The organism is Aeromonas sp. 2692-1, assembly GCF_013085505.1.
Classification (GTDB): Bacteria; Pseudomonadota; Gammaproteobacteria; order Enterobacterales; family Aeromonadaceae; genus Aeromonas; species Aeromonas hydrophila.
This window is the reverse complement of the sequence record NZ_CP038513.1, coordinates 4,137,423-4,162,364: the sequence shown is the minus strand read 5'-3', so window position 1 is coordinate 4,162,364 and position 24,942 is coordinate 4,137,423. Positions and strand designations below refer to the sequence as shown.

Sequence of the window (24,942 nt, the reverse complement as noted above, 5' to 3'; positions counted from 1 at the left end):
CTTGGTGGCCAGCCTCGATTATCATGGGGCCTCGGCGTTATGAGCCCGATTCCTGTCTGCATCGCAGCACAGGGGTCGGCGCCTTTATAAGGGACCCCTATGATCTCTCATCGAAAACTCGAAACCGTACTCAACCATCTGCTCGAACCGCATGCCATCAAGGATTACTGCCCCAATGGCCTGCAGGTGGAGGGGCGTGAGCGCATTCGCAAGGTGGTGACCGGCGTCACCGCCAGCCAGGCCCTGATCGATGCGGCCGTGGCCGCCGATGCTGACGCCATCCTGGTTCATCACGGCTACTTCTGGAGCGGTGAACCGGCCCAGATCACCGGCATGAAACAGCGCCGCATCAAGACCTTGCTGACTCACGACATCAACCTGTTTGCCTACCACCTGCCGCTGGACGTGCACCCCGAGGTGGGCAACAACGCCCAGCTCGCCAAGCTGCTCGACATCAAGGTGCGCCGCGGCCTCGAGCCCTGGAACAGCAAGAGCGTCGCCATGGTGGGCAAGCTGGAAGAGCCCATGAGCGGCAGCGATTTTGCCAAGCTGATTGCCGAGCGACTCGGCCGTGAGCCGCTCCATTGCGGCGACAGTGGCCCCGAGCTTATCCGCTCCGTGGCCTGGTGCACCGGCGGCGGCCAGAGCTACATCAATCTGGCGGCGGAGCAGGGCATCGATGCCTTCATCTCCGGCGAAGCCTCCGAGCAGACCATCCACACCGCCCGCGAGATGGGGATGCACTTCTACGCCGCCGGTCACCACGCCACCGAGCGTTACGGCGTCAAGGCGCTGGGGGAGTGGCTGACGACGGTGCACGGGCTGGATGTGACCTTTATCGATATCGACAATCCGGTGTAGGTTCGATTAGCCGCGCAGCGGCGTAATCGGACGTGATGACAGCAATTGCGCTGGTAGATAAAAATGACAAGGGAGGCCTGGGCCTCCCTTGTTCTATTTTGCATGCTGTTGTTAGCGATTACTCGCAGGCATAGCCTGCCGGGCCAAGCTGCTTGCTATCGAGCAAGGCAGACCCTGCTCGCATCTGCAAGCGCCCTTCACAGAACCACTGCACCACCAGCGGGTAGATGCTGTGCTCCTGCACCTGTACCCGGGCCGCCACCTCGTCGGTATCATCCCCTTCGAAGATGGGGACGCGGGCCTGCAGGATCACCGGGCCGCCGTCCAGCTCTTCGGTGACGAAGTGGACGCTGGCGCCATGCTCGTCGTCACCGGCGTCGATGGCGCGCTGGTGGGTGTGCAACCCCTGGTACTTGGGCAGCAGGGAGGGGTGGATGTTGATCATCCGCCCGGCAAAGTGCCGCACCAGGTCGGCACTCAGGATCCGCATAAACCCGGCCAGTACCACCAGATCGGGCTGATAGTCCGCCATCAGCGCCAACAGGGCCGCGTCATACTCCTCCCGGCTGGCAAACTGCTGCTGGGCGAGGATGGCGGTGGCCACCCCCGCCTCTTTGGCACGCACCAGACCATAGGCATCGGCCTTGTTGCTGATGACGCCGACCACCTGACCGGCAATCTTGCCGTCGGCACAACTGTCGAGGATGGTCTGCAGGTTGCTGCCGTTGCCGGAGATCAGCACCAGGATGCGTTTCATGGGGGAGGTCATTTGGCTGTTGATCCGGTCATTCATTGAATGATGACCTGCTCCTCACCATCGGCCGCCTTGGCGATATGGCCGATATGCCAGGCGTTTTCGCCTTCGGCCTTGAGCAGGGTCAGCGCTTTTTCCAGCTGATCCGCCGGCAGGGCGATGATCATGCCGACGCCGCAGTTGAAGGTGCGGTACATCTCGTGGCGGGTGACGTTGCCGGCCTGCTGCAGCCAGCTGAACACCGCCGGCCACTGCCAGCTCTGCTCATCGATCACCGCCTGGGTGTTGGCGGGCAGCACGCGCGGGATGTTCTCCCAGAAGCCGCCACCTGTGATGTGGGACAGGGCGTGGATCTCGCACTCCTTGATGAGCTTGAGCACGGGTTTCACGTAGATGCGGGTCGGCTCCAGCAGGGCGTTGGCCAGGGTGGTGTCACCCAGCGGCTGCTGCACATCGGCCTTGGAAACTTCCAGGATCTTGCGTACCAGCGAGAAACCGTTGGAGTGGGGGCCGCTGGCGGCCAGGGCGATCAGGGCATCCCCTTCGCCGACCTTGCTGCCGTCGATGATCTCGCTCTTCTCCACCACACCGACGCAGAAGCCGGCGATGTCGTAGTCTTCCCCTTCATACATGCCCGGCATCTCGGCGGTTTCGCCGCCCACCAGGGCGCAACCGGACTGCTCGCAGCCGGCACCGATGCCGGTGACCACCGCCGCGGCGATATCGACGTCCAGTTTGCCGGTGGCATAGTAGTCGAGGAAGAAGAGGGGCTCGGCGCCCTGCACGATCAGGTCATTGACGCACATGGCCACCAGATCGATGCCGACGGTGTCGTGCTTCTTCAGGTCGATGGCGAGGCGCAGCTTGGTGCCCACCCCGTCGGTGCCTGAGACCAGCACCGGCTCCTTGTAGCCCGCAGGGATTTGACACAAGGCCCCAAAGCCGCCAAGACCACCAAGGACTTCAGGACGACGAGTGCGCTTTGACACGCCCTTGATACGTTCAACCAGTGCATTGCCGGCATCGATATCCACGCCAGCATCCTTGTAGCTCAGTGAGGTTTTGTCAGTCACGCGTATTCCCCGTCATATAAAGAAGTGGAGGGTAAAATTCGGGGCGTATTCTAACAGTGGCGGTGAAAAACCAGAAAGGAAATCGTTTGCGCGTTTTTGCGCGGAAATGCTCTACAAGCGGCAGCTTTTGTTGTATGATTCCGCGATTTTTTTGCGGCAGTTAGAGGAGATAATAATGAAAGTCGTTGAAGTCAAACACCCCCTGGTCAAGCACAAGATCGGTCTGATGCGTGAAGGCGATATCAGCACCAAGCGTTTCCGTGAACTGGCCAAGGAAGTGGGCAGTTTGTTGACCTACGAAGCGACCTCTGACTTCGAAACCGAGAAGGTTACCATCGATGGCTGGAATGGGCCAGTGGAAGTTGACCAGATCAAGGGCAAGAAGGTCACCGTGGTGCCCATCCTGCGTGCTGGTCTGGGCATGATGGATGGCGTGCTGGAGCATATGCCGAGCGCCCGCGTCAGCGTGGTCGGCATCTACCGCGACGAAGAGACCCTGCAGCCGGTTCCCTACTTCGAGAAGATCGTCAGCAACATCGAAGAGCGTCTGGCACTGGTCATCGACCCCATGCTGGCTACCGGCGGCTCCATGATCGCCACCATCGACCTGCTCAAGAAGAAGGGCTGCCAGTCCATCAAGGTGCTGGTGCTGGTTGCCGCGCCGGAAGGCATCAAGGCGCTGGAAGCCGCTCACCCGGACGTGGAGCTGTTCTGCGCCTCCATCGACCAGGGCCTGAACGAGAAAGGCTACATTGTCCCGGGTCTGGGCGATGCCGGCGACAAGATCTTCGGCACCAAGTAAGCCTCGATCGCCTCATCGCGCGCCAGCAGGCGCGCAAACGGAGCCGGCACCCCGCCGGCTCCGCTGTTTCTCCCGCCCCGGCTTGCTGCCATGCGCGCCTTGCCGCTACCATAAGCACCATCTCCCATTTCGAGACTCCTCTCATGCTCAAACGTGTTGTGACCGCCCTCTGCTGCGGCTTGTCATTCATGGTGTCGGCCGCCCAGGTGACCGATCTCTATCAGGGCAAGGCCCCTACCAGCGGCGACATGGCGGCAGCCCAGTCCCAAGCCCTGGGCGAGGTGCTGATCAAGGTGACCGGCAAGCGCGACATCCTGACCCAGCCGGCGGTGGTCAAGGCACTGACGGCCCCCGGCGAGTTCGTGCAGCACTACGGTTATCAGGATGTGGGGCCGGTGAAGTTTCTCAAGGCCGATTTCGATGTGGCCAAGGTCAATGCCCTGGTGGCCGAGAGCAAGTTCGCCCTGCTGGGTCCGGCCCGGCCGCAGGTCGCCATCTGGCTGGTGATCAATGAAGGGGAGCGGCGCATTCTGCCGGATCAGTCCAGCGATGGCTGGGCCGCCGCGCTGCGAACCCAGAGCCAGGCCATGGGCCTGCCGGTCAGCATTCCCTTGATGGATCTCGATGACAACATGGCGGTCAATGCCACCGACGTCTGGGGCCGCTTCGCCGATCCCATCCTCAAGGCGAGCCAGCGTTACGGCGCCGAGATGGTGGTGCTGGGCAAGCTGACGCCCGATGGCAAGGAGGAGGGCAAGTGGAACATTGACTGGGGACTCTACGGCCCCAAAGCGGGCGGTGAGCTGAGCGAACTGACCAAGGGCGAGGGCGCCGGTACCCAGGCCGAGGTGGCGCAGACGTTCGCCGATGCCCTGGCAGGCTGGCTGGTGCAGAACTACGGGGCGCGCATTTCGGGGGTGGCCTCCAGCCAGACACTGGTGGTGGAGGGGTTGTCCGGCATCGACGGCATGATCACGGTGCAGAAGATGCTGCAGGGGATGGCCAGCGTCACCAAGGTGGAGATTGGCAAACTGGAGGGGGACAAGGTGACCTTCAACCTGAGCCTGCAAGGGGACAAGGCCGAGCTCATCCGCGGGCTGCAGCTGGAGAGCCGGTTGCGCCAGCTGGCGGATACCCCAGAGGGGTTGAGCTATCAATGGTCGCAGCCCTGATCCTGGCAAGGATCCTGACCGGCTGGCCGGGCATAACCAGCGTGGGCCCAGGGTGCGGTTTTTCGCGCCGGCCAAGGAGTAGCCGCTTTCGTTAGCAATGGTCGCAGCCTGGATCCTTTATGAGGATCCACACCGCCCGGCATCGTCCGGGCGGTTCTCTATCCGCCTTCGCGATGATACACTTGCCCGCAAATGTCACAGTCAAAGCCCAACGAGTGAAGCAACCGGCCCAACTGTCTTTAGCCGTACAACTACCGGATGATGAAACCTTCGTCAGTTTTTATCCCGGCAACAATGCTCATCTGATCACCGCCCTCAAAAATGCGGCCATTGGTCAGGGCTCACCTTTCCTCTATTTCTGGGGGGCTAAGGGATCGGGCCGCTCCCACCTGCTGCACGCCACCTGCGCCGAGGTCAATGCCCGCGACGCCGCAGCCGCTTATCTCTCCCTCGATCAGTTCGAACAGCTCGACCCCAGCATGCTCGACGCCCTCGAAAGCCTGCCGCTGGTCTGCCTCGACAGCCTGGAGGCGATCGCCGGCAATGCGCTGTGGGAGCGGGCCCTGTTCGATTTTTACAACCGCTGGCAGGAGAAGGGTGAGGGTACCCTGGTGGTGACCGGCTGCAGTGCGCCGCGCAAACTGGGGCTGCAACTGCCGGATCTCGCCTCACGGCTGGACTGGGGAGTGAGCTTCCACCTCGACGAGCTGGACGATGAAGGCAAGCTCAGTGCCCTGCAGCTGCGTGCCGAGCTGCGGGGCTTCAAATTGCCCATCGACGTGGGCCGCTTCCTGCTAAACCGTCTCTCGCGCGACATGCGCACCCTGCTCACCACTCTCAATCAGCTCGACAACGCCTCCTTCCGTGCCAAGCGCAAGCTGACCATCCCCTTTGTCAAAGAGATCCTCGAGCTCTGAGCCCTTCGGGTGTGCTTGAGCGCGAGCGGCGCCGAGGCAATCAATAAAAAGAAACCCCGGCCAGTGGCCGGGGTTTTGCTATCTCAAGGACTTTCTCAAAGAGTTCTGCCTATCAGTGGAACTGATCTTCTTCGGTGGAACCGGTCAGCGCGGTCACCGAGGATTGGCCGCCCTGAATGACGGTGGTTACCTTGTCGAAGTAACCGGTCCCCACTTCCTGTTGGTGTGCCACGAAGGTGTAACCCCGCTCGGCAGCGGCGAATTCAGGCTGCTGCACCATCTCGACATAGTGCTTCATCCCTTCGCCACGGGCGTACTGGTAGGCCAGCTCGTACATGTGGAACCACATGTTGTGGATACCCGCCAGGGTGATGAACTGGTACTTGTAGCCCATGTCGGACAGCTCCTGCTGGAAGCGGGCGATGGTGGCATCGTCCAGGTTCTTCTTCCAGTTGAAGCTCGGCGAGCAGTTGTAGGCCAGGATCTTGTCCGGGTACTGGGCCTTGATGGCTTCGGCAAACTTGCGCGCCTCGTCCAGATCCGGCTTGGCGGTTTCGCACCACACCATGTCGGCGTAAGGGGCATAGGCCAGACCGCGGGAGATGGCTTGCTCGATACCGGCCTGCACCTTGTAGAAGCCTTCTGAGGTGCGCTCACCGGTCAGGAAGCCGGCATCGTACGGATCGGCGTCCGTGGTCAGCAGGTCGGCGGCGTTGGCGTCGGTACGGGCGATCACCAGGGTGGTGGTGCCGCAGACGTCCGCTGCCAGACGGGCTGCGATGAGCTTCTGCACCGCTTCCTGGCTCGGCACCAGCACCTTGCCGCCCATATGGCCGCACTTCTTGACGGAAGCGAGCTGATCTTCGAAGTGCACGCCGGCGGCGCCCGCTTCAATCATCCCCTTCATCAGCTCGAAGGCGTTCAGCACGCCGCCGAAACCGGCTTCGGCATCCGCCACGATAGGCAGGAAGTAGTCGATGAAGCCCTTGTCCTGCGGGCCCACCTTGTTGGCCCACTGGATCTGGTCGGCACGGGCGAAGGAGTTGTTGATGCGCTCCACCACCGATGGCACCGAGTTGGCCGGGTAGAGGGACTGATCCGGGTACATGGTGGAGGAGAGGTTGTTGTCCGCCGCCACCTGCCAGCCGGAGAGGTAAATTGCCTCGATGCCCGCCTTGGCCTGTTGCACCGCCTGACCGCCGGTCAGGGCGCCGAGGCAGTTTACATAGCCTTTCTTGGCGCCGCCGTGGATCAGTTCCCACAGCTTGTCGGCACCGCGCTGGGCCAGGGTGTGCACCGGTTGCAGGCTGCCACGCAGGTTTACCACGTCTTCGGCGCTGTAGCCGCGCTTGATCCCTTTCCAGCGGGGGTTTTCCGCCCAGTCTTTCTCGATAGCCTGGATCTGTTGCTCACGGGTCAGTGCCATATCAGTTCCCTCTTTCATTGATTTCACGTTTCCATTGACTTGTTATTGGCGAGCCCCGCCCGGGGCCCGTAGTTCAGAGCCGCTCGTAACCGGGCAGCGTCAGAAAATCGATCAGCGTATCGGCGCAGGTGATCTGTTCCATCAGCTCGCTCGCCTCGGCGAAGCGGCCTGCCTGCCAGCGCTCGGCCCCCACTTCGGCTTTGACCACCTCCTGCTCCTCGGCCAGCATCTGGCGGAACAGCTCCTTGGTCACCACCTTGCCGTTCGACAGGCTCTTGCCGTGGCGGATCCACTGCCAGATGGAGGTGCGGGAGATTTCGGCGGTGGCGGCATCTTCCATCAGACCGTAGATGGGCACGCAGCCGTTGCCGTTGATCCAGGCTTCCAGATACTGCAACGCCACCCGGATGTTGGTGCGCATGCCCGCCTCGGTGCGCTCACCCTCGCAGGGGGCCAGCAGCTCGGCGGCCGTGATGGGGGCATCCTGCTCGCGCAGCACGCCTATCTGGTTGCTGGCGCCAGCCGGGATGGCGGCGTTGAACACCGCCATGGCGGTATCGGCGAGGCCGGGGTGGGCCACCCAGGTACCGTCGTGGCCGTTGCTGGCTTCACGCTCTTTATCCGCCTTCACCTTGGCAAATACCTGTTCATTCACGGCAGGATCTTTCGCCGGGATAAAGGCTGCCATGCCACCCATGGCCAGCGCGCCGCGTTTGTGGCAGGTCTTGATCAGCAGCCGCGAATAGGCGGACAGGAACGGTTTGTCCATGGTCACCACCTGGCGGTCCGGCAGGACGCGATCAGGGTGGTTCTTCAAGGTCTTGATGTAGCTGAAGATGTAATCCCAGCGGCCGCAGTTGAGAGCGACGATGTGATCCTTCATCTGATAGAGCAGCTCATCCATCTCGAACACCGCTGGCAGGGTTTCGATGAGTACGGTGGCCTTGATGGTGCCGCGGGGCAGGCCGAACTTGTCCTCGGTCCAGGCGAACACTTCACTCCACCAGCGCCCTTCCAGATGGCTCTGCAGCTTGGGTACGTAGAAGTAGGGGCCGGAGCCCTTGGCCAGCAGCGCCTGATAGTTGTGCAGGAAGTAGAGGGCGAAGTCGAACAAGCCGCCGGGAATGGGAGCGCCATCGAAGGTGACATGTTTTTCCGGCAGATGCAGACCGCGCACCCGGCAGATAAGCACGGCCGGATCGGCGTTCAGGGTATAAGCCTTCCCTTCCGGGCTGGTGTAGGAGACGGTGCCGTTGACCGCATCGCGCAGGTTGATCTGACCCTCGATCACCTTGTTCCAGGCCGGTGCCAGCGAATCCTCGAAGTCCGCCATGAACACCTTGACGTTGGCGTTGAGGGCGTTGATCACCATCTTGCGCTCGACCGGGCCGGTGATCTCCACGCGGCGATCTTGCAGGTCGGCGGGAATGCCGCGCACCGTCCAGTCTCCGGCGCGGATGTGGGCGGTTTCAGGCAGAAAATCGGGCAGCTCGCCGCCGTCGATGCGGGCCTGACGCGCCACTCGTTGTTTCAACAATTCGTCCCGTTGGGGAGCAAAGCGTTCCACCAGTTCGGATACCAGGGCCACCGCATCCGGCGTCAGAATTTGCGCGTAATCGGGATGCGTCTCGCCCTGGATGCGCAGACGAGCGCTGCAGTGGGTCTGGGCCGGTGCCGACATAGGGTTCACTCCTTTGAGAATTACATTTTGAACTAATTAACTACGACTAAAGTCGATCCCTGTTTTTTCAAACTTCCCGTAACAACGGGGTAACACGATTCATAAGGTGCGAAATATTGCTCTATTCGTCAACAGGTTTTTTAAAACACACGTTTTGGTGATGATGTTAAGTTTATGTTTATAAAGAATTTATGTGATTAGCGTAAAAACTCTATGCAGATGGTTATGCTCTTGTTTTTCATCCCCTGCCGGTGGCGGATGGTGAGGGGGATAGGGATGCTGGTATGTAAGTTATTACGTAATAAAATTACAAATGCAAAAACAAATCCCGACCTAACTCCAAGCTTCTAAAAAACACACGTATGAAATGAAAGATGTAAACCCAGTAGGCATATAACTCCTGCTGGCGTTAAGGAGAGAACGTTTGTTTAAAACAAGCTAGGCTAAAAGGGGTCGAATGGGATCTGGTCGGCAGAAGAGGAGAAAGTGAGGCGCAATAACGTAGGTTTGTATCGCTTGGGTTGATGAGGTGCCTGGGGGCAGGGAGGGGATGTGGCAGTGGATATGACTACTGTTGTTTAGTTGTGTAGCATTTTATTGTTATTTGTGTCAGCGGGCCATCCTGGCCCTCAAAGGAGGTAAAACGGGGCGCCATTTCCAGTGCCACTGCCATTTTCTCCCGGTAGTTCAAGAGTGGCATGTCTGCGCCGTCGGCTCAGTAATCATCGTCCGGGGCCGCCAGATCGACGACATCGAGCCGCACCACCGGGCCGTGTTCGGTGGCATACTGATTGGTTGCGGACTCGGTAGCCGGTTGGGGCAGAGGGGCGTACTCGGGCTGTGTTTCAACTGCTTTGGTCATGGGTGCTTGCCTCATTGATTGCAAGCCGGTCGGTGACTCCATCACCCGCGCTCCCACCTCCCTGTTTGAACTGCCGGCGGAAAAGTTGCGTATCCTAGCGGGACTCTTGAAAGGTTTCAAGCGGTTCTGAATGAAATTTGTACCACAACTGTGTGGTGACTCTGCGACAGGCTCACCCAGGAAGAGCATTTAGACGGTTAGCTGATGCGCTACAACAGGTGTGGCGGAAATATAAAAGCAGGCAAAAAAATGGCTCAGTCCCAGTTATGTGTTGAAAGGCTAACCTTGAAGTAGGTCATCACCTTGAGGGCCGCCATCATGGATACCCAAGCTTTTCAACATCTACTGTCCCTCTTCCCATTGCTCACTTTGCGTCAGCGTCGTCTCGCGCAACAGGAACTCACCACCCCTCACCCCTCACCCCTCACCCCATCACCTCGTTGGCCACTCAACTTCCCGCATGCCAATGCTGCCCTCACTGCCAGGCCGAGGCCACACAACTAGCTCCCTGGGGCTGGTCTCGAGGGCTGCGCCGTTATCGCTGCAAGCAGTGTCTGCGCACCAGTTCCGTTCTCACCAACACGCCTCTCGCTCGACTTCGCAAGCCACAATGCTGGGAAGACTATGCACAGGCCCTCATCGACGGTCTGACCGTCCGACAAGCCGCCCTCCGCTGCGGAGTCTGCAAAAACACCGCCTTTTTGTGGCGTCACCGCTTCCTGAAGGCCATGGCTAGCCACCAGGCGGTACGGGAAGAGGGTATTGTCGAGGTCGATGAGACCTTCTTCCTGGAGTCGTTCAAAGGACAGCGCGAATTGCCCCGCCCGGCCCGCCATCGTGGAGGTAAAGGCCGTACCCGAGGCACAGGACCGGATTACATCCCGGTGATGGTGGTGCAAGACAGAGCAGGCCACCTGGCTGATTTCCAGTTGGAACGGCTGAATGCCAGGGCGGTGAAGGCGGTGCTTGAGCCACTTATCGCCCCGGATGCCGTCCTGTGCAGCGATGGTGCCGGGGTGTATGCGAGTTTCAGCGAGGGACTGGGGATAACACACCAAGTGGTGCGCAATCGAGCGGGAGAGCGGGTGGTGGGTGCATATCACATCCAACATGTGAACGGGTACCACAGGCGATTGAAGGAGTGGATGGAGCGGTTCCATGGGGTCGCGACCCACTATCTGAGGAATTATCTAGGTTGGCGAAGGATGTTGGAGCGCTATGGGAGGGAAGTGAATATCTCACGTTGCTTGCATGAGGCGCTGGGGCGCCCCATGCAACACGTAATTGGGACATAGCCAAAAAAATAGCCCAGTCGCGAGACTGGGCTATTTTCGGGGAAATTGGTCGGTGTGAGAGGATTCGAACCTCCGACCCTCTACACCCCATGCAGATGCGCTACCTGGCTGCGCTACACACCGACGAGGTCAGTTCGAGCTGACGGAGGGAAGTCTAATGATCTGAGCAAATGGGTGCAACTCCTTTTTTATCAGGGAGATGCTGACTGCTTCTTTATTGTGCAGGCAAGATGCGACTTGGGGCTGTGACGCAGATTTGGCATAATCGCCGCCCCGTATTGCCGGGGATCCCGCCATCATGCTGCTTGGTGGCGTTACCCGGTTGCGGCCAATGGTCGGCAGGCAATCAAGCTGCAAGTGCATCGCCGGCAACCCGTCACAGAGAGGAACCAGGGTGTGAAACCATCAGACGTCACAGAATCAGTGAGCCAGCGCGAGCAGGATGAACGCTGGATGCGCCATGCCATGGCGTTGGCCGAAAGGGCGGAGGGGATCGGCGAGATCCCGGTCGGGGCCGTGCTGGTACTGGGTGACGAGATCGTGGGGGAGGGGTGGAACCGCTCCATCAGCGAGCACGATGCCTGTGCCCATGCCGAAGTGATGGCGATCCGGGCCGCCGGCGTTCGGCTGCAAAATTACCGTCTGCTCGATACCACCCTCTATGTCACTCTGGAGCCCTGCTGCATGTGCGCCGGTGCCCTCATCCACAGCCGAGTCAAGCGGGTGGTCTACGGTGCCCGTGACCTCAAGACCGGCGCGGCGGGTTCGGTGTTCGAGATCTTGCAGGACCCGCGCCATAACCATGGGGTTGAACTGACTGGCGGTGTGCTGGCCGATGCCTGCTCGGCCCAGCTGTCGGATTTCTTTCGGCGGCGGCGCGCCGAGAAAAAGGCCGCCAGATTGGCACTGCAACAAAGCGGCGGCTCCGCCGACTGAGAACGGCGCAGTCGGCGAGGCCGCCTTCGCGCTTTATACTTTCCTGTATCTTCTTATAAAACAGATGGTTGGCAATGCTGTTTACCAGCGAACTCTGGTCTGAATTCCCCTTCAAAATAACCTCTTCCCAGAGGGCCTTGATGTAACAAAACTGTCATGCAACCGCCATATAATGCCGCCAAGCCTAGCTCACATTGAGGTTTTGCATGTCATCGGAATCGATAAACTTAGGTATGGCGGGCAGCAGAAAGCGCCGTATCAAGGATAAGTTGGCCAAGTACGGGGTCACCACGGGTGGTGCTCTGGTATTGGTTGCCCTGTTGCTCATTTTCTTCTATCTGCTCTATGTGGTGAAACCCATCTTCAATGGCGCCACGATGGAGCCGACCGCGTCATTTACCTTGCCCGTGGCGGGCAAGACCGCCTGGCTGGGGGTGGAAGAGCAGAACGAGATTGGCTATCGCTTCAGCGACAAAGGCCAGGTCAACTTCTTCGCCGTCCAGGGGGATGGCAAGGTCAAGGTGGGCCAGGTGCTGGGTCAGGCGCAGGTGAAGGGTGACATCACCGCCGTCGCCCCGCCCGCGCCAGGCCAGAAGCTCATCGCCTATGGTTTTGCCGATGGCAAGGCCCAGGTGGTGCAGCCCTATTTCAAGGTCTCCTATCCCAACGATGTGCGGGTCATCGAGCCCAGCCTGCAGTCCCCCTTCGGCGAAGCGCCGGTAGTGGTTGACCCCCAGGGCAAGGCGCTGACGCTCATGGTGTTTGAAGCCACCAAGGACAAGATGGCCACCGCCGCCGTGACCGCCGATGGTCGTGGCGTGATGGCGGTGATGAGCGGCGAGGAGAACTTCCTCTCCGGTGACATCGAGTGGAGCGCCCAGAACTACAGCATCCCGTCCCTGCCGCGTCATGTGGATCAGATGCTGCTGACCCCCAACCTGCGCATTCTGTTCGTGCGCGAAGGCAACCGCCTCTCCGTCTACGACATTCACAACCTCAATGACATCTCCCTGCGCGATGTCATGGAGATCAACGCTCCCAACGCCAACGTGACCCGGGTCGAGCTGCTCTCCGGCGCCTCCTCCCTGCTGGTGGGCAACGACAACGGCGTCATCTCCCAGTGGTTCGAAGTGGCTCGGGATGGCAAGCGCCAGTTCACCCAGATCCGTGACTTCAAGGGCGATGGTGCCGTGGCGCAGCTGACCCCGGAGCATTTTCGCAAGGGCTTCATCAGTGCCGACAAAGAGGGCACAGTCAGCTTCTTCCACGCCACCGGCGAGACCAAGCTGCTGAGCGAGAAAGTAGAGGGCGGCGCCCTGTCGGCCCTGGCCATCTCCCCCCGTCACAACGTGCTGCTGATGCAGCAGGGGGATGCCTTCAAGCTGTTCGCGGTGGAGAACGAGCACCCCGAGGTGACCTGGTCGGCCCTCTGGCAACAGGTGTGGTATGAAGGCTATCCCGAGCCCCAGTACGTGTGGCAGTCCACCTCCGCCAGCAACGACTTCGAAGCCAAGCTGAGCCTGGTGCCGCTGGTGTTCGGTACCTTGAAAGCCTCCTTCTATGCCATGGTGTTTGCGGTGCCGCTCGGCGTCGCCGGCGCCATCTACACCGCCTACTTCATGTCGGCGGGGCTGCGCAAATACGTCAAGCCGACGGTGGAGATCATGGCGGCGCTGCCGACCGTTATCCTCGGCTTTCTGGCCGGTCTGTGGCTCGCACCCATCATCGAGGGGGCGCTGCCCGGCGTGGTGCTGCTGTTGATCCTGCTGCCGATGGGAATGCTGCTGACCGCCTTGATCTGGAACTACCTGCCAGAGCGCGGCAAATCCTGGTTGCCGGAAGGGTGGCACGCCATCTTGCTGATCCCGGTGCTGCTGCTGATTGGCTGGGGCGCCTTCGCGGTGAGCCCGCTCATCGAGAACGCCTTCATGCACGGGGATTCGCGCATCTGGCTGACCCACGAAATGGGCATCAAGTTCGACCAGCGCAACTCGCTGGTGGTGGGCATCGCCATGGGCTTCGCGGTCATTCCGACCATCTTCTCCATCGCCGAAGACGCGGTCTTCTCGGTGCCCAAGCACCTCACCCAGGGCTCGCTGGCGCTGGGGGCGACCCCGTGGCAGACCCTGAGCCGGGTGGTGATCCTCACCGCGAGCCCGGGCATCTTCTCCGCGGTGATGATGGGCCTTGGCCGCGCGGTGGGCGAGACCATGATAGTGCTGATGGCCACCGGCAACACGCCCATCATGGACTTCTCCATGTTCCAGGGGCTGCGTACCCTGGCCGCCAACATCGCGGTGGAGATGCCGGAATCGGAAGTGGGCAGCTCGCACTATCGGGTGCTGTTCCTCGCTGCCTTCGTGCTGTTCGTGTTCACCTTCTTGTTCAATACCCTGGCCGAGTTCATCCGTCAGCGGTTGCGTGAAAAATACAGCTCTCTGTGATGGGCTGCTCTGAAAGGACCGAGGAATCGACAATGGGTAAGTGGTTTAAATCGGGGGCCCCCTGGATCTGGATGACCGGCGGCGCCGTCAGCCTGAGTCTGGTAGCGGTACTGGGTCTGCTGCTGCTGATCGGCTGGCGTGGTCTGGTCTACTTCTGGCCCCATCCCATCTATGAGTGGCAACTGGAAGACGCCCAGGGCAACAAGAGCGTGCTGATCGGCGAAATCAACGACCGCGAGCTGGTACCGGTAGAGCGGCTGCGGGCCGCCGGCCTGCCGCTGGAGGGGGAAGAGCGCGAGCTGCTGACCCGCTATCTGGTCAAGACCGGCAACCGCGAGTTCGTCGACCTGGATTTTCGCTGGGTGCTGGAGACCGACATCAAGTCCCAGAGCCTGCCGACCGAGCTGGCCATGGTGGAGCGTGCCACCAACGGCAACTTCTACGGCTACATCGTCGGGGTGAAAGAGGATGGCAAGGCGCTGACCGAGAACCTGCATCCTGCCCTGCAGCGCGTGCTGGCGCGGGCCAACGGTCTCTCGGAGCAGGCCGACGATCTGCAAAAAGGGGACATCGGCAGCATCAACTATCAGCTGGAGCGGCTGCGCCTGAAAGAGCGCAAGGCCGAGCTGGACGACAAGCTGACCGATCAGCTTAAAGCCGAGCTGGCGAGCGAGCGTCAGGCCCTCAACGACCGTTATCAGGTGCTGGAAAAAGAGCTGTTCTCCCTGCGTGCCCAGGCGGACAGAGACAGCATCACGGTCAAGGACATGCGCGGCGAACTAGTGACCATGCCCATGTCCAAGGTGCTGGACGTGGTGTGGCCCAACGACATGAGTCTGCCGGCCAAGGTGGGCTACTGGTTCCACCAGATCGGCAAGTTCGTCTCCGACGATCCGCGCGAGGCCAACACCGAGGGCGGGGTGTTTCCGGCCATCTTCGGCACCGTGTTCATGGTGTTCCTGATGGCGATCATCGTGACCCCGCTAGGCGTGGTGGCGGCGGTCTATCTGCACGAATACGCAGGCAAGAACAGCCTGACCAAGATCATCCGCATCGCGGTGATCAACCTGGCGGGTGTGCCCTCCATCGTGTACGGCGTGTTCGGCCTGGGCTTCTTCGTCTACACCCTCGGTGGTTCGCTGGATCAGCTGTTCTATCCGGAAGCGCTGCCGAGCCCGACCTTTGGCTCCCCTGGCGTCATCTGGTCGGCGCTGACCCTGGCCATCCTGACCCTGCCGGTGGTGATCGTCTCCACCGAAGAGGGGCTGGCCCGGATCCCGAGCACCATCCGCCAGGGCTCGCTGGCACTGGGAGCCACCCAGGCCGAGACCCTGTGGCGCATCGTGCTGCCGATGGCGAGCCCGGCCATCATGACCGGCCTCATCCTGGCCATCGCCCGTGCGGCCGGTGAAGTGGCGCCGCTGATGCTGGTGGGGGTGGTGAAACTGGCGCCGACCCTGCCGATGGACGGCAACTTCCCGTACCTGCACGTGGAGCGCAAGTTCATGCACCTGGGCTTCCACATCTATGACGTCGGCTTCCAGAGCCCCAACGTCGAGGCTGCGCGCCCCTTGGTCTACGCCACCTCCTTCCTGCTGGTGACGGTGATCGTCGGCCTCAACCTGACGGCCATCGGGATCCGCAACCACTTGCGCGAGAAATTCCGGTCGCTGGAACATTGATAGACCAGCACCACAGAGACGGGCAGGGAACGGGGTTCCCTGTCAGCCAAGCGTTCCGGCCGCGGGCAATAAGAGTGCCCGCCGCCACCGACAGATTTTGAGGTAACAGATGATCAACGTAACGACCGCGTCCAGCCAGCACACCGCGACCGACCTGCTCAACCTGAGCCCGGAGCAGACCGCGCTGGAAGTGAAGGATCTCAACCTGTACTACGGCAACAAGCAGGCGCTGTTCAACGTCAACATGAAGATCCCCAAGGGCCAGGTGACCGCCTTTATCGGCCCCTCCGGCTGTGGCAAGTCCACTCTGCTGCGCTGCATCAACCGGATGAACGATCTGGTGGAGATCTGCCGCATCGAGGGCGAAATCCAGCTGCACGGTCACAACATCTACGACAAGAGCGTGGATGTTTCCGCCCTGCGCCGTCAGGTGGGCATGGTGTTCCAGCGTCCCAACCCTTTCCCCAAGTCCATCTATGAGAACGTGGTCTATGGCCTGCGCCTGCAAGGGATCAACGACCGCCGTACCCTGGACGAGGCAGCCGAGCGCTCCCTGCGCGGCGCGGCCCTGTGGGACGAGGTGAAGGATCGCCTGCACGACAACGCCTTCGGCCTCTCCGGCGGTCAGCAGCAGCGACTGGTGATTGCCCGTGCCATCGCCATCGAACCGGAAGTGCTGCTGCTCGATGAACCGACCTCGGCGCTCGACCCCATTTCCACCCTCACCATTGAGGAGCTGATCAACGAGCTCAAGAGCCAGTTCACCGTGGTGATAGTCACCCACAACATGCAGCAGGCGGCGCGGGTCTCGGATCAGACCGCCTTCATGTACATGGGCGAGCTCATCGAGTACTCGGACACCAACACCATCTTCACCACCCCGGCCAAGAAGAAGACCGAAGACTACATCACCGGTCGTTACGGCTAAGGGATGTTGGTGATGGAGATGAGCAAGATGGGCAACAACAAACAGATTACCGGTCAGTTCAACGACTAAGGCATACTCGGAGCATCAAGGATTATTTGTATGGACAATATGAACCTCAACAAACACATCTCCGGTCAGTTCAATGCCGAGCTCGAGAGCGTGCGCAACCAGGTGCTGGTGATGGGCGGGCTGGTAGAGCAGCAGCTGACCGACGCCATCGCGGCGATCCACGATCAGGATCTGGACGCGGCGCGCAAGATCGTCGCCAACGACCACAAGGTGAACGCCATGGAAGTGGCGATCGACGAGGAGTGCACTCGCATCATCGCCAAGCGCCAGCCCACCGCCTCCGACCTGCGGTTGGTGATGGCCATCATCAAGACCATAACCGATCTCGAGCGCATCGGCGATGTGGCAGACAAGATTGCCCGCATGCTGACCGACAACGCCAACAAGCCGCAGCCGCCGCTGGTGTCGCTGGAGAACATGGGCCGCCGCACTATCAAGATGCTGCACGACGTGCTGGACGCCTTCGCCCGCATGGATCTGGACGCGGCGCTGGCGGTCTACAAGGAAGATGACAAGGTGGACCGGGAGTACGAGTCCATCATCCGCGAGCTGATGACCTACATGATGGAAGATCCGCGTACCATACCGCAGGTGCTCAACGTGCTGTGGGCGGCGCGGGCCATCGAGCGAGTGGGGGATCGCTGCCAGCACATCTGCGAGTACATCGTCTACTACGTCAAGGGCAAGGACGTGCGCCACACCAAGGCGGACGATCTGGGCACCCTGCTGGGGAAAGGATGAGTCTGAGATGCATAAAAAGGCGCTTTGAGCGCCTTTTTTGTTGCCTTTTCAGTCAGTGCAAGATATCGCCACCCGCTTGGCGCTTTTCTGCTAGAATATGCCCCCTGTGTGAGTCCCGGATTGACTCACGGTCCGGCCCCCCGGACCCAGTTTGCCGTCTTGTGCTAAGGCGGCTGTTGCAATAGGTTAATCATGAGTTTTGCCGATAGTTTATTTTTCCTGATGCTGCTGGTCGCCGGCAGCGTGTTCTTCTCTCTCTCCGAGATCTCCCTCGCCGCCTCCCGCAAGATCAAGTTGCAGGTGATGGCCGATGAGGGCAACCGCCATGCCGAAAAGGTACTGGCACTGCAGGCCCAGCCGGGCAACTTCTTTACCGTGGTGCAGATCGGGCTCAACACCGTCGCCATCCTGGGCGGTATCCTGGGCGAGTCTGCCCTGAACCCGGCCATCAAGGAGTTCATCTCCGAGTTCTATCAGGGGCCCTGGCTGGGCGAGATCAGCTCGGCAGCCTCCTTCGTGTTCGTCACCGGCATGTTCATCCTGATCGCCGATCTGATGCCCAAGCGCCTCGCCATGACCATGCCGGAGCGGATTGCCGTGGTGGTGGTGCGCCCCATGCTGCTGTGCGTCACCCTGCTGATGCCGCTGGTGTGGCTGTTCAACGGCATGGCCAACGGCCTATTCCGCCTGCTGCGCATCTCCATGGTGCGCAACGACGAGATCACCTCCGACGATATCTATGCGGTGATGGATGCAGGCGCCGAAGCGGGCGTCATCCAGCGCGAGGAGCACCAGCTCATCGAGAACGTGTTCGAGCTGCAATCCCTCGGCGTCACCTCCGCCATGACCGCGCGCGAGAGCCTCATCTACTTCACCCTGCAGGAGGGCGAGGAGAGCATCAAGGCCAAGATTGCCGAACACCCCCACAACAAGTTCCTGGTGTGTGATCACAACCTCGACAGCATCAAGGGCTTCGTCGACTCCAAGGAGCTGCTGATCCGGGTCATCAGCGGCCAGAGCATCGATCTCAACAGCGGCTCGCTGGTGCAGAACGTCATCATCATCCCCGACACCCTCAACCTCTACGAAGCGATGGAGTACTTCAAGAACCATCGTGGCGACTTTGCCGTGGTGATGAACGAGTATGCCCTGGTGGTGGGGATCGTCACCATGAACGACCTGATGAGTACCGTGATGGGCGAGTGGGCTACCCACGTGGTGGAGGAGCAGATCGTGCAGCGGGACGAGAACTCCTGGCTGGTGGACGGGGTGACCCCCATCTCCGACGTGATGCGCGCCTTCGACATCGAGGAGTTCCCGGAAAACCAGAATTATGAAACCATCGCCGGCTTCATCATGTACATGCTGCGCAAGATCCCCAAGCGAACCGACTCGGTCAAATACGCCGGTTACAAGTTCGAAGTGGTGGACATCGACAGCTACAAGATTGACCAGCTGCTGGTCACCCGGGTCGAGCCCACGCCGGCCGAGAAACCCGCTCAGGAATCGTAAAAGGAGCTAGTTAGCAATCATGAAGATGCAGTCTCATTCCCGTGCGCTGGCCTGTGTGGCGCTCGCCCTGGCACTCGGTGCCTGCAGCCAGAGCGCGCCGCGCAAGGCCACCACAGTCGCCAAACCGGCAGCCCCCAAGGCGGCCGTGGTGGTGCCGCAGCAGGACCCGGATGCGGTGGTGCAAAGCGCCGTGGCGGAGCCGAGTCCGGTGTTCGACGAGGAGTATCACGGCCCGGATCAAGGATCGCTCGAGTCGGTGACCGCCCTGTTTGCCCGCGGCTACATCGAATCGGCCATGCGCGAGACCATGTTGGCGGCGGTGCACAGCGACTACCCGCTGCTGGGCATGCGGGACGTGCGCCTGACCGATCCGGTGGCCAAGTTCCTCACCTCCGCCCAGGCTCGCACCACGGCTCACGACTACCTCTATGCCGGGGTGCAACGCCGGTTGGGTCGCCCGCTCAGCCCCGCCCAATGGGAGCAGATCTGGCAGGGGTATCCCCAGCAGGGTCGGGTGTCCGACTGGGTCAAACAGACCAAGCGGGTACTGGCCGGACGTTGAGCCGCCAGTGCACTTGTCGCCACAAGAGGCCACCTTCGGGTGGCCTCTTGTCGTTTCTCATCCTGGTGTTGAGCCTTCAACAGCCATACCTCCCTTCCTTTGCCGTTATCTCCCTGAGCTTGTTCAGATTTGTTCGTAGCACCCGATTGCCTCTTGTTCTACTTTGGGTCATGATGAAAAGGCATTCTAGCCGTCTAGATGTTTTGATGGCTTATTTTGACTCAACACAATAAATACCCGTCACGACGGGGACACGCAGAGAGACAGAGATGGATACAAAGGATTTGTGGGTACTGGATGGCGGCATGGGACGCGAGCTGGCACGGCGGGGCGCGCCGTTTCGCCAGCCGGAGTGGTCGGCGCTGGCCCTGATGGAGGCCCCCGAGACGGTGCGCGAGGTGCATCAGGCCTATGTGGCGAGCGGGGCCCGGGTCATCACCACCAACAGCTATGCGCTGGTGCCGTTTCATATCGGTGACGCGCGCTTTGTGGCAGAGGGGGAGGGGTTGGCGGCGCTGGCCGGTCAGCTGGCCCGCGAGGTGGCCGAGGAGCAGCCGGGTCGCGTGCAGGTGGCCGGCTCCTTGCCGCCGCTGTTTGGTTCCTACCGCGCCGACTTGTTCGACGCAGGCCGGGTGAGCGAGCTGGCGACCCCGCTTATTCGGGCGCTCTCCCCCCACGTGGATCTCTGGCTGGCGGAGACCATGAGCCTGATTGCCGAGCCGCTGGCCATCCGGGCCCTGCTGCCCGAGGATGGCAAACCGTTCTGGGTCTCCTTCACCCTGGAGGACGAGGCGCCGGGCGGCGAGCCAACCCTGCGCTCCGGCGAGCGAGTGGCCGATGCGGTTACCGCGCTGGCATCGGCCGGGGTGGACGCCATCCTGTTCAACTGCTGTCAGCCCGAGGTGATCGAAGGGGCGCTCAAGGTGGCCGGCGCCGCGTTGCAGACGCTGGACCGCAGCGACATCCGGCTCGGCGCCTATGCCAACGCCTTCCCGCCCCAGCCCAAGGAAGCGACCGCCAACGACGGGCTGGACGAGATCCGCACCGATCTGGGGCCGCTGGATTACCTTGGCTGGGCCGAGCGCTGGCGCGGGGTCGGAGCAAACCTCATCGGCGGCTGCTGCGGCATCGGGCCGGAACACATTCAGGCACTGAGCAGTCGGTTGCGCTAAGGAGAGCCCATGAAAGAGAGCAAGATCGGCCTCTGGTCCCTCACCGCGCTGGTGTTCAGCTCCATGGTGGGGGCGGGGATCTTCAGCCTGCCACAGAACATGGCCGAGGTGGCTGGCGCCCGCGCCGTACTGATCGGCTGGGGCGTCACCGGGGTGGGCATCCTGGCGCTCGCCATGAGTTTTCTGTATCTGTCGCGGTTAAGGCCGGATCTTGACGGTGGCATCTACAGCTATGCCCGCGCCGGTTTTGGCGATCTGGTGGGCTTCTTCTCCGCCTGGGGCTATTGGCTCTGCGCCACCATCGGTGTGGTGGGTTATCTGGTGATTGCCTTCGCGGCTCTGGGCAGCTTCGTCGACACCCCGCAGCAGGTCTGGTTTGGCGAGGGCAACACCCTGGTGGCCTTCATCGGCGAGTCCTGCATTCTCTGGGCGGTGCACCTGCTGGTGGCCCGGGGCGTGCAGCAGGCGGCCCTGTTCAACCTGGTGGCGACCCTGGCCAAGAGCCTGCCGTTGCTGCTGTTCATCCTGTTCGCCTGCTACTGGTTTGACCCGGTCACCTTTGCGGCGGATCAGCAGGGCAGTACCCTGGCAACGCCGGTCTCCGAGCAGGTGCGCAACACCATGCTCATCACCCTCTGGGTCTTCACCGGCATCGAGGGGGCGGCGGTGCTGTCGGCCCGGGCCAGAAACAAGCGGGACGTGGGCACGGCCACCGTGCTCGGGGTGGTGCTGGCGCTGCTGCTCTATGTGCTCATCTCGGTGCTGGCGCTCGGGATCCTGAGCCGCCCCGAGCTCGCGGCCCTGCCCAACCCTTCCATGGCCGGGCTGATGGCCCAGATGACCGGCTCCTGGGGCAAGCTGCTCATCAGCGTCGGCCTCATCGTCTCGGTGCTCGCCTCCTACGTGAGCTGGACCCTGTTCTCGGCCGAGGTGCCGTTCAGCGCGGCCCGCCACGGCGCTTTCCCGTCCATCTTCCGACGCCAGAACCGCAACGGCACCCCCATCGCCTCGCTGTGGCTCACCAGCCTGACGGTGCAGGGCTGTCTGCTGCTGGTGTGGCTGCTCGGCAAGGGTTACACCAACCTGCTGCTCATCTCCACCTCGATGATCCTGGTGCCCTACCTGTTGATCGGTCTGTTCCTGCTCAAGCTCTCCTTGCGTAGGGAGGGCAATGGCCTGATGCGGGCGGTGGCGCTGGTATCGAGCGGTTACGGCCTGTGGCTGCTCTATGCCGCCGGGGTGGAGTACCTGCTGCTCTCCTTGCTGCTCTATGGGCCGGGTTTGCTGCTGTTTCTCTACAGCCGCCGCCAGCTGGGGGCCGAACTGCGGCTCAGCGGGCGAGAGCGGCTGCTGGCCGGGGTGACGCTGCTGAGCCTGATCCCCGCCATCTGGTCTTTTGCCCACGTCTGACCAGGTTGTGACCCAATGCAAGAGAGCGCCCAGGGGCGCTCTCTTTTTGTCTGCGGCGCGCACTTGTTTTGCTGCGGCAAGGACTTAGCGGCTGGCGGGGCCAGCCGGTTTGCCAAACAGCACCGCGAGCTTTTGCCGCCAGGGTAGGCCGCGGGCCTCTTGCAGCATGTCGCGCCACTCGTGGAAGGTGAGGGTGAGCGGGTTGAAGCTGTGGATCGGCTTGGTGATGCCGAAGCGACACGGCTCGGCGGGGTCCTCTTCCACGAAGGTGCCGAACAGCCTGTCCCAGATAATGAGCACGCCGGCGAAGTTGCGATCTATGTATTTGGCGTTGCTGGCGTGGTGCACCCTGTGGTGGGAGGGGGTGTTAAAAACCCACTCCAGCCTGCCAAGCTTGCCCACCACCTGGGTGTGGACGAAGAACTGAAAACCCAGGCTCAAGAGCACGGTGGCCACCACCGCCTCGGGCGGGAAGCCGATGAGGATCATCGGGATCCAGAACAGCCACATGCCGGAGACCGGGTACATCAGGCTCTGGCGAAAGGCGGTGGAGAGGTTGAGCCGCTCCGAGCTGTGGTGCACCACGTGGGAGGCCCACAACCAGCGCACGTGGTGGCTGGCGAAGTGGAACAGCCAATAGCAGAGATCCTGCAACAAAAAGAGCAGCAGCAGGCTCCAGAGGTTGAGATCGATATCCAGCAGCCGCCAGCCCCAGAGGGCGTCGTAGAGGTAGGCGATGGCGATGGCCGTCAGCGCGTCGCCCCCCTGATGCATCAGCGCCAGGGTGGCGTTGGCGAAGAGATCCTTCCACTGGTAGCCGGCGGTGGGATAGGCGGCGCCATGTTTGCGCAGATAAAGCATCTCCCAGCCGATGAAGGCCAGAAAGAGCGGCGAGAGGTAGAGCAGGATCAGTTGCACATCCATGTCGGGTATCCAGTCAGAGCAATTGCTCTCCAGCATAAAGGATGAATTTAATCTTTCATTAACAATTTTTACCCGATGGCCGTCGCCATCTGACGCGGGCGGCGGGAGTCCGCAAACGCATTGCCATGAAAGGGCGTGATGGCCCTCTGAGCCATGGTGCAGTGACTATGCTTGATGAGGTTTTCTACCTCTGGAGTGGCAGATGATGCGGCTGTGGTGTTGTTTGTTGATGGGGGTCTGCCTGCTGGCGCAGGCCAAGACCCGGGTCGAGATCCTGGCCGATGCCAACTATCCACCCTATTCCTGGCAGGAGGGGGAGGAGGTGAAGGGGATCTATGCCGACATAGTGCGCAGCGTGACGGCCTCCATGGATGAGTACGAGGTGGTGCTCAAGGCCATGCCCTGGCGACGGGGTCTCAGCATGGTGGAGCAGGGCAGTGCCTTCGCCATCTTTCCACCCTACTATCAGCCCGACAGCCGCCCCTGGATGTGGCCCTACTCCCAACCCCTGCTCGACGAGGAGCTGGTGGTGATGTGCGGCGCCGGGGTGGCGGTCAATACCCCGCAGGCGCAGTTCCCGGTCGACTACTACGGGCTGCGCTTTGGCATGAATGCCGGTTTCACCATAGGTGGTGCCCCCTTCTGGCAGGCCGTCCAGCAGCAGAAGATCGGGTTGGAGGAGGTGAAAAGCAATCGGGAGAACCTGCTCAAGATAGTGCGCGGCCGGGTGGACTGTACCGTCAACGACCGCCTCTCCCTGCTCTATGAGCTGCTCAACATGATCAAGGGCAACCAGCTGGCGGTGGCCGACATGTCCCAGCTCAAGCAGGGGCCAGTGCTCAGCAAGGAGCAGGGGTTCCTCGGCTACAGCCGCAAGGGGGAGTTCGACTTCAAGGAGGACTTTGCCGAGCAGTTCGACAAGCGGCTCTACGAGCTCAAGAAGCGGGACGGGATCCGAACCATAGTGGAGCGTTATCTGGGAAAGTCCCCGCGCTGAACTGATAAGGGTGCCAGTCAGATTCAGCCGATAAAGACAGGGTTTCGGCCAATAGCAGAGGGACTGAGAGTCCCTCTGCTGTTTTTGGTGGGTCACCGGTGACGGCGGCGGGAAAGGCTGCACCACAGGGGGTCGCCGGCACAGATCCGGGTGACCATCATAGACCTTGCACGCATCACCACCATCTGGCGACTGGTCTGTTTGATAAATCAATGTAACCTGTTGTTTTTATATGATTAGTGAGGTGGTTATGCAGTGGGTGAAAAGAGGGGTTGTCATCGCTCTGGTGTGGAGTGGCAGTGTGTGGGCCGATCCCGCTCAGGAACTGGTCAACCTGCTCAACAGCGAGCAGCAGGCGGAGCAGCTGCAGGCCCAGATGCAGGCACAGATGATCCCGCTGATCATTCGGGGTGCCGGTGAACATGCACAGGAGTTGGCCCAGCACCGCGATGTACTGGAGGCCTGGGTGAGCCGTTACCTCTCTTGGGGGGCCATGAGTACCGAAGTGGCCGCTATCTACCGCAAGCATTTCACCGAGGCTGAGCTCAAGCAACTGATCGCCTTTTATCAGAGCCCGGTCGGGAAGAAATCCCTGGATACGATGCCGGCGATCTTTCAGGAGAGCTCGCTGGTGGGCCAATCTCTGGCCGAGCGCAACATGCCGGCACTGCAAGCCATGCTGGATGAAGCAAAACGCAAAGCGACAAAATAGATACTTCAAC

Annotated in this window: 21 protein-coding genes, 1 tRNA gene and 1 pseudogene; 16 read left to right on the top strand and 7 right to left on the bottom strand. The window is 61.2% G+C overall.

Translation table 11 applies throughout. From position 1 onward, the window contains the following. The first annotated feature begins 99 nt into the window (after positions 1-99). Positions 100-861, top strand: a complete 762-nt coding sequence (locus E5E97_RS19280; RefSeq protein ID WP_171280811.1) for a Nif3-like dinuclear metal center hexameric protein — start codon at positions 100-102, stop codon at positions 859-861. Between the two features lie 118 nt (positions 862-979). On the opposite strand, the gene purN is transcribed toward E5E97_RS19280, so the two are convergent. Beyond that, positions 980-1,618 (bottom strand): phosphoribosylglycinamide formyltransferase, encoded by a 639-nt coding sequence (gene purN, locus E5E97_RS19275; protein WP_171280810.1) that lies wholly within the window; start codon positions 1,616-1,618, stop codon positions 980-982. A gap of 32 nt (positions 1,619-1,650) precedes the next feature. Next, positions 1,651-2,688 (bottom strand): phosphoribosylformylglycinamidine cyclo-ligase, encoded by a 1,038-nt coding sequence (purM, locus tag E5E97_RS19270; protein ID WP_171280809.1) that lies wholly within the window; start codon positions 2,686-2,688, stop codon positions 1,651-1,653. 175 nt (positions 2,689-2,863) lie between these two features. Here purM and upp point away from each other — a divergent pair, with 175 nt between their 5' ends. From upp to hda, 3 genes are all read left to right on the top strand, one after another. Next, positions 2,864-3,490: a uracil phosphoribosyltransferase gene (gene upp, locus E5E97_RS19265; RefSeq protein ID WP_005302745.1), complete on the top strand. Its 627-nt coding sequence runs from the start codon at positions 2,864-2,866 to the stop codon at positions 3,488-3,490. 143 nt (positions 3,491-3,633) lie between these two features. Next, a complete protein-coding gene (locus E5E97_RS19260) occupies positions 3,634-4,662 on the top strand; it encodes a DUF2066 domain-containing protein (protein WP_171280808.1) in 1,029 nt (342 codons plus the stop codon). Positions 4,663-4,877: 215 nt separating this feature from the next. Next, entirely contained in the window at positions 4,878-5,579 is a 702-nt protein-coding gene (hda, locus tag E5E97_RS19255) for a DnaA inactivator Hda (RefSeq protein ID WP_016351307.1), read from the top strand. Between the two features lie 112 nt (positions 5,580-5,691). On the opposite strand, the gene aceA is transcribed toward hda, so the two are convergent. The 3 genes from aceA to E5E97_RS19240 all read right to left on the bottom strand — a co-directional run bounded on the left by aceA (position 5,692) and on the right by E5E97_RS19240 (position 9,548). Beyond that, the gene (gene aceA / locus E5E97_RS19250; protein WP_011706620.1) at positions 5,692-7,005 is read right to left on the bottom strand and encodes an isocitrate lyase; all 1,314 of its coding nucleotides are present in this window, start codon (positions 7,003-7,005) and stop codon (positions 5,692-5,694) included. A gap of 73 nt (positions 7,006-7,078) precedes the next feature. After that, the gene (gene aceB / locus E5E97_RS19245; RefSeq protein WP_171280807.1) at positions 7,079-8,686 is read right to left on the bottom strand and encodes a malate synthase A; all 1,608 of its coding nucleotides are present in this window, start codon (positions 8,684-8,686) and stop codon (positions 7,079-7,081) included. Positions 8,687-9,401: 715 nt separating this feature from the next. Then, entirely contained in the window at positions 9,402-9,548 is a 147-nt protein-coding gene (locus tag E5E97_RS19240) for a hypothetical protein (protein ID WP_162837656.1), read from the bottom strand. A gap of 318 nt (positions 9,549-9,866) precedes the next feature. Here E5E97_RS19240 and E5E97_RS19235 point away from each other — a divergent pair. Then, a pseudogene (locus E5E97_RS19235) lies at positions 9,867-10,843 on the top strand (IS1595 family transposase). Positions 10,844-10,889: 46 nt separating this feature from the next. On the opposite strand, the gene E5E97_RS19230 reads toward E5E97_RS19235, so the two are convergent. Continuing rightward, positions 10,890-10,966, bottom strand: a tRNA-Pro gene (locus E5E97_RS19230). Between the two features lie 273 nt (positions 10,967-11,239). Between E5E97_RS19230 and tadA the strand changes: the two genes are divergently transcribed. The 9 genes from tadA (at position 11,240) to E5E97_RS19185 (ending at position 22,299) form a co-directional block, all read left to right on the top strand. Beyond that, positions 11,240-11,779, top strand: coding sequence for a tRNA adenosine(34) deaminase TadA (gene tadA / locus E5E97_RS19225; protein WP_158196973.1), 540 nt, complete (start codon positions 11,240-11,242; stop codon positions 11,777-11,779). A gap of 206 nt (positions 11,780-11,985) precedes the next feature. Continuing rightward, positions 11,986-14,223 carry an ABC transporter permease subunit gene (locus E5E97_RS19220; protein WP_073350862.1) on the top strand — a complete coding sequence of 746 codons (2,238 nt, stop codon included), beginning with the start codon at positions 11,986-11,988 and terminating at the stop codon, positions 14,221-14,223. Between the two features lie 32 nt (positions 14,224-14,255). After that, a complete protein-coding gene (gene pstA / locus E5E97_RS19215; protein ID WP_011706616.1) occupies positions 14,256-15,905 on the top strand; it encodes a phosphate ABC transporter permease PstA in 1,650 nt (549 codons plus the stop codon). Between the two features lie 109 nt (positions 15,906-16,014). Continuing rightward, positions 16,015-16,833, top strand: coding sequence for a phosphate ABC transporter ATP-binding protein PstB (gene pstB / locus E5E97_RS19210; RefSeq protein ID WP_011706615.1), 819 nt, complete (start codon positions 16,015-16,017; stop codon positions 16,831-16,833). Between the two features lie 99 nt (positions 16,834-16,932). Further along, positions 16,933-17,643 (top strand): phosphate signaling complex protein PhoU, encoded by a 711-nt coding sequence (phoU, locus tag E5E97_RS19205; protein WP_005334097.1) that lies wholly within the window; start codon positions 16,933-16,935, stop codon positions 17,641-17,643. A 192-nt stretch (positions 17,644-17,835) separates the two neighbouring features. Further along, positions 17,836-19,155, top strand: a complete 1,320-nt coding sequence (locus tag E5E97_RS19200) for a hemolysin family protein (protein WP_011706614.1) — start codon at positions 17,836-17,838, stop codon at positions 19,153-19,155. Between the two features lie 19 nt (positions 19,156-19,174). Next, positions 19,175-19,717 carry a hypothetical protein gene (locus tag E5E97_RS19195; RefSeq protein ID WP_024944846.1) on the top strand — a complete coding sequence of 181 codons (543 nt, stop codon included), beginning with the start codon at positions 19,175-19,177 and terminating at the stop codon, positions 19,715-19,717. A 269-nt stretch (positions 19,718-19,986) separates the two neighbouring features. Beyond that, positions 19,987-20,889, top strand: a complete 903-nt coding sequence (locus E5E97_RS19190; RefSeq protein ID WP_011706612.1) for a homocysteine S-methyltransferase family protein — start codon at positions 19,987-19,989, stop codon at positions 20,887-20,889. Positions 20,890-20,898: 9 nt separating this feature from the next. Further along, complete coding sequence (locus tag E5E97_RS19185) at positions 20,899-22,299, top strand: basic amino acid/polyamine antiporter (RefSeq protein ID WP_171280806.1); 1,401 nt, start codon at positions 20,899-20,901, stop codon at positions 22,297-22,299. Positions 22,300-22,383: 84 nt separating this feature from the next. Here E5E97_RS19185 and E5E97_RS19180 read toward each other — a convergent pair whose 3' ends face one another. Continuing rightward, positions 22,384-23,223: a sterol desaturase family protein gene (locus E5E97_RS19180; RefSeq protein WP_045527431.1), complete on the bottom strand. Its 840-nt coding sequence runs from the start codon at positions 23,221-23,223 to the stop codon at positions 22,384-22,386. Between the two features lie 229 nt (positions 23,224-23,452). Between E5E97_RS19180 and E5E97_RS19175 the strand changes: the two genes are divergently transcribed. Together E5E97_RS19175 and E5E97_RS19170 are read left to right on the top strand one after the other, a co-directional pair. Next, on the top strand, positions 23,453-24,220 hold the full coding sequence (locus E5E97_RS19175) for an ABC transporter substrate-binding protein (protein ID WP_043119166.1): 768 nt from the start codon (positions 23,453-23,455) through the stop codon (positions 24,218-24,220). Positions 24,221-24,470: 250 nt separating this feature from the next. After that, positions 24,471-24,932, top strand: coding sequence for a DUF2059 domain-containing protein (locus tag E5E97_RS19170; RefSeq protein ID WP_029299858.1), 462 nt, complete (start codon positions 24,471-24,473; stop codon positions 24,930-24,932). The last annotated feature ends 10 nt before the right edge of the window (positions 24,933-24,942 follow it).

What these genes read in the sequence shown, in the direction of transcription:
- E5E97_RS19190 (WP_011706612.1), top strand. Translation starts at nt 19,987, where the DNA reads ATGGATACAAAGGATTTGTGGGTACTGGATGGCGGCATGGGACGCGAG.
- phoU (WP_005334097.1), top strand. Translation starts at nt 16,933, where the DNA reads ATGGACAATATGAACCTCAACAAACACATCTCCGGTCAGTTCAATGCC.
- E5E97_RS19185 (WP_171280806.1), top strand. Translation starts at nt 20,899, where the DNA reads ATGAAAGAGAGCAAGATCGGCCTCTGGTCCCTCACCGCGCTGGTGTTC.
- aceA (WP_011706620.1), bottom strand. Translation starts at nt 7,005, where the DNA reads ATGGCACTGACCCGTGAGCAACAGATCCAGGCTATCGAGAAAGACTGG.
- E5E97_RS19195 (WP_024944846.1), top strand. Translation starts at nt 19,175, where the DNA reads ATGAAGATGCAGTCTCATTCCCGTGCGCTGGCCTGTGTGGCGCTCGCC.
- purN (WP_171280810.1), bottom strand. Translation starts at nt 1,618, where the DNA reads ATGAAACGCATCCTGGTGCTGATCTCCGGCAACGGCAGCAACCTGCAG.
- E5E97_RS19175 (WP_043119166.1), top strand. Translation starts at nt 23,453, where the DNA reads ATGGGGGTCTGCCTGCTGGCGCAGGCCAAGACCCGGGTCGAGATCCTG.
- E5E97_RS19240 (WP_162837656.1), bottom strand. Translation starts at nt 9,548, where the DNA reads ATGACCAAAGCAGTTGAAACACAGCCCGAGTACGCCCCTCTGCCCCAA.
- E5E97_RS19260 (WP_171280808.1), top strand. Translation starts at nt 3,634, where the DNA reads ATGCTCAAACGTGTTGTGACCGCCCTCTGCTGCGGCTTGTCATTCATG.
- upp (WP_005302745.1), top strand. Translation starts at nt 2,864, where the DNA reads ATGAAAGTCGTTGAAGTCAAACACCCCCTGGTCAAGCACAAGATCGGT.
- E5E97_RS19180 (WP_045527431.1), bottom strand. Translation starts at nt 23,223, where the DNA reads ATGGATGTGCAACTGATCCTGCTCTACCTCTCGCCGCTCTTTCTGGCC.
- E5E97_RS19280 (WP_171280811.1), top strand. Translation starts at nt 100, where the DNA reads ATGATCTCTCATCGAAAACTCGAAACCGTACTCAACCATCTGCTCGAA.
- pstA (WP_011706616.1), top strand. Translation starts at nt 14,256, where the DNA reads ATGGGTAAGTGGTTTAAATCGGGGGCCCCCTGGATCTGGATGACCGGC.
- E5E97_RS19200 (WP_011706614.1), top strand. Translation starts at nt 17,836, where the DNA reads ATGAGTTTTGCCGATAGTTTATTTTTCCTGATGCTGCTGGTCGCCGGC.
- E5E97_RS19220 (WP_073350862.1), top strand. Translation starts at nt 11,986, where the DNA reads ATGTCATCGGAATCGATAAACTTAGGTATGGCGGGCAGCAGAAAGCGC.
- aceB (WP_171280807.1), bottom strand. Translation starts at nt 8,686, where the DNA reads ATGTCGGCACCGGCCCAGACCCACTGCAGCGCTCGTCTGCGCATCCAG.
- E5E97_RS19170 (WP_029299858.1), top strand. Translation starts at nt 24,471, where the DNA reads ATGCAGTGGGTGAAAAGAGGGGTTGTCATCGCTCTGGTGTGGAGTGGC.
- pstB (WP_011706615.1), top strand. Translation starts at nt 16,015, where the DNA reads ATGATCAACGTAACGACCGCGTCCAGCCAGCACACCGCGACCGACCTG.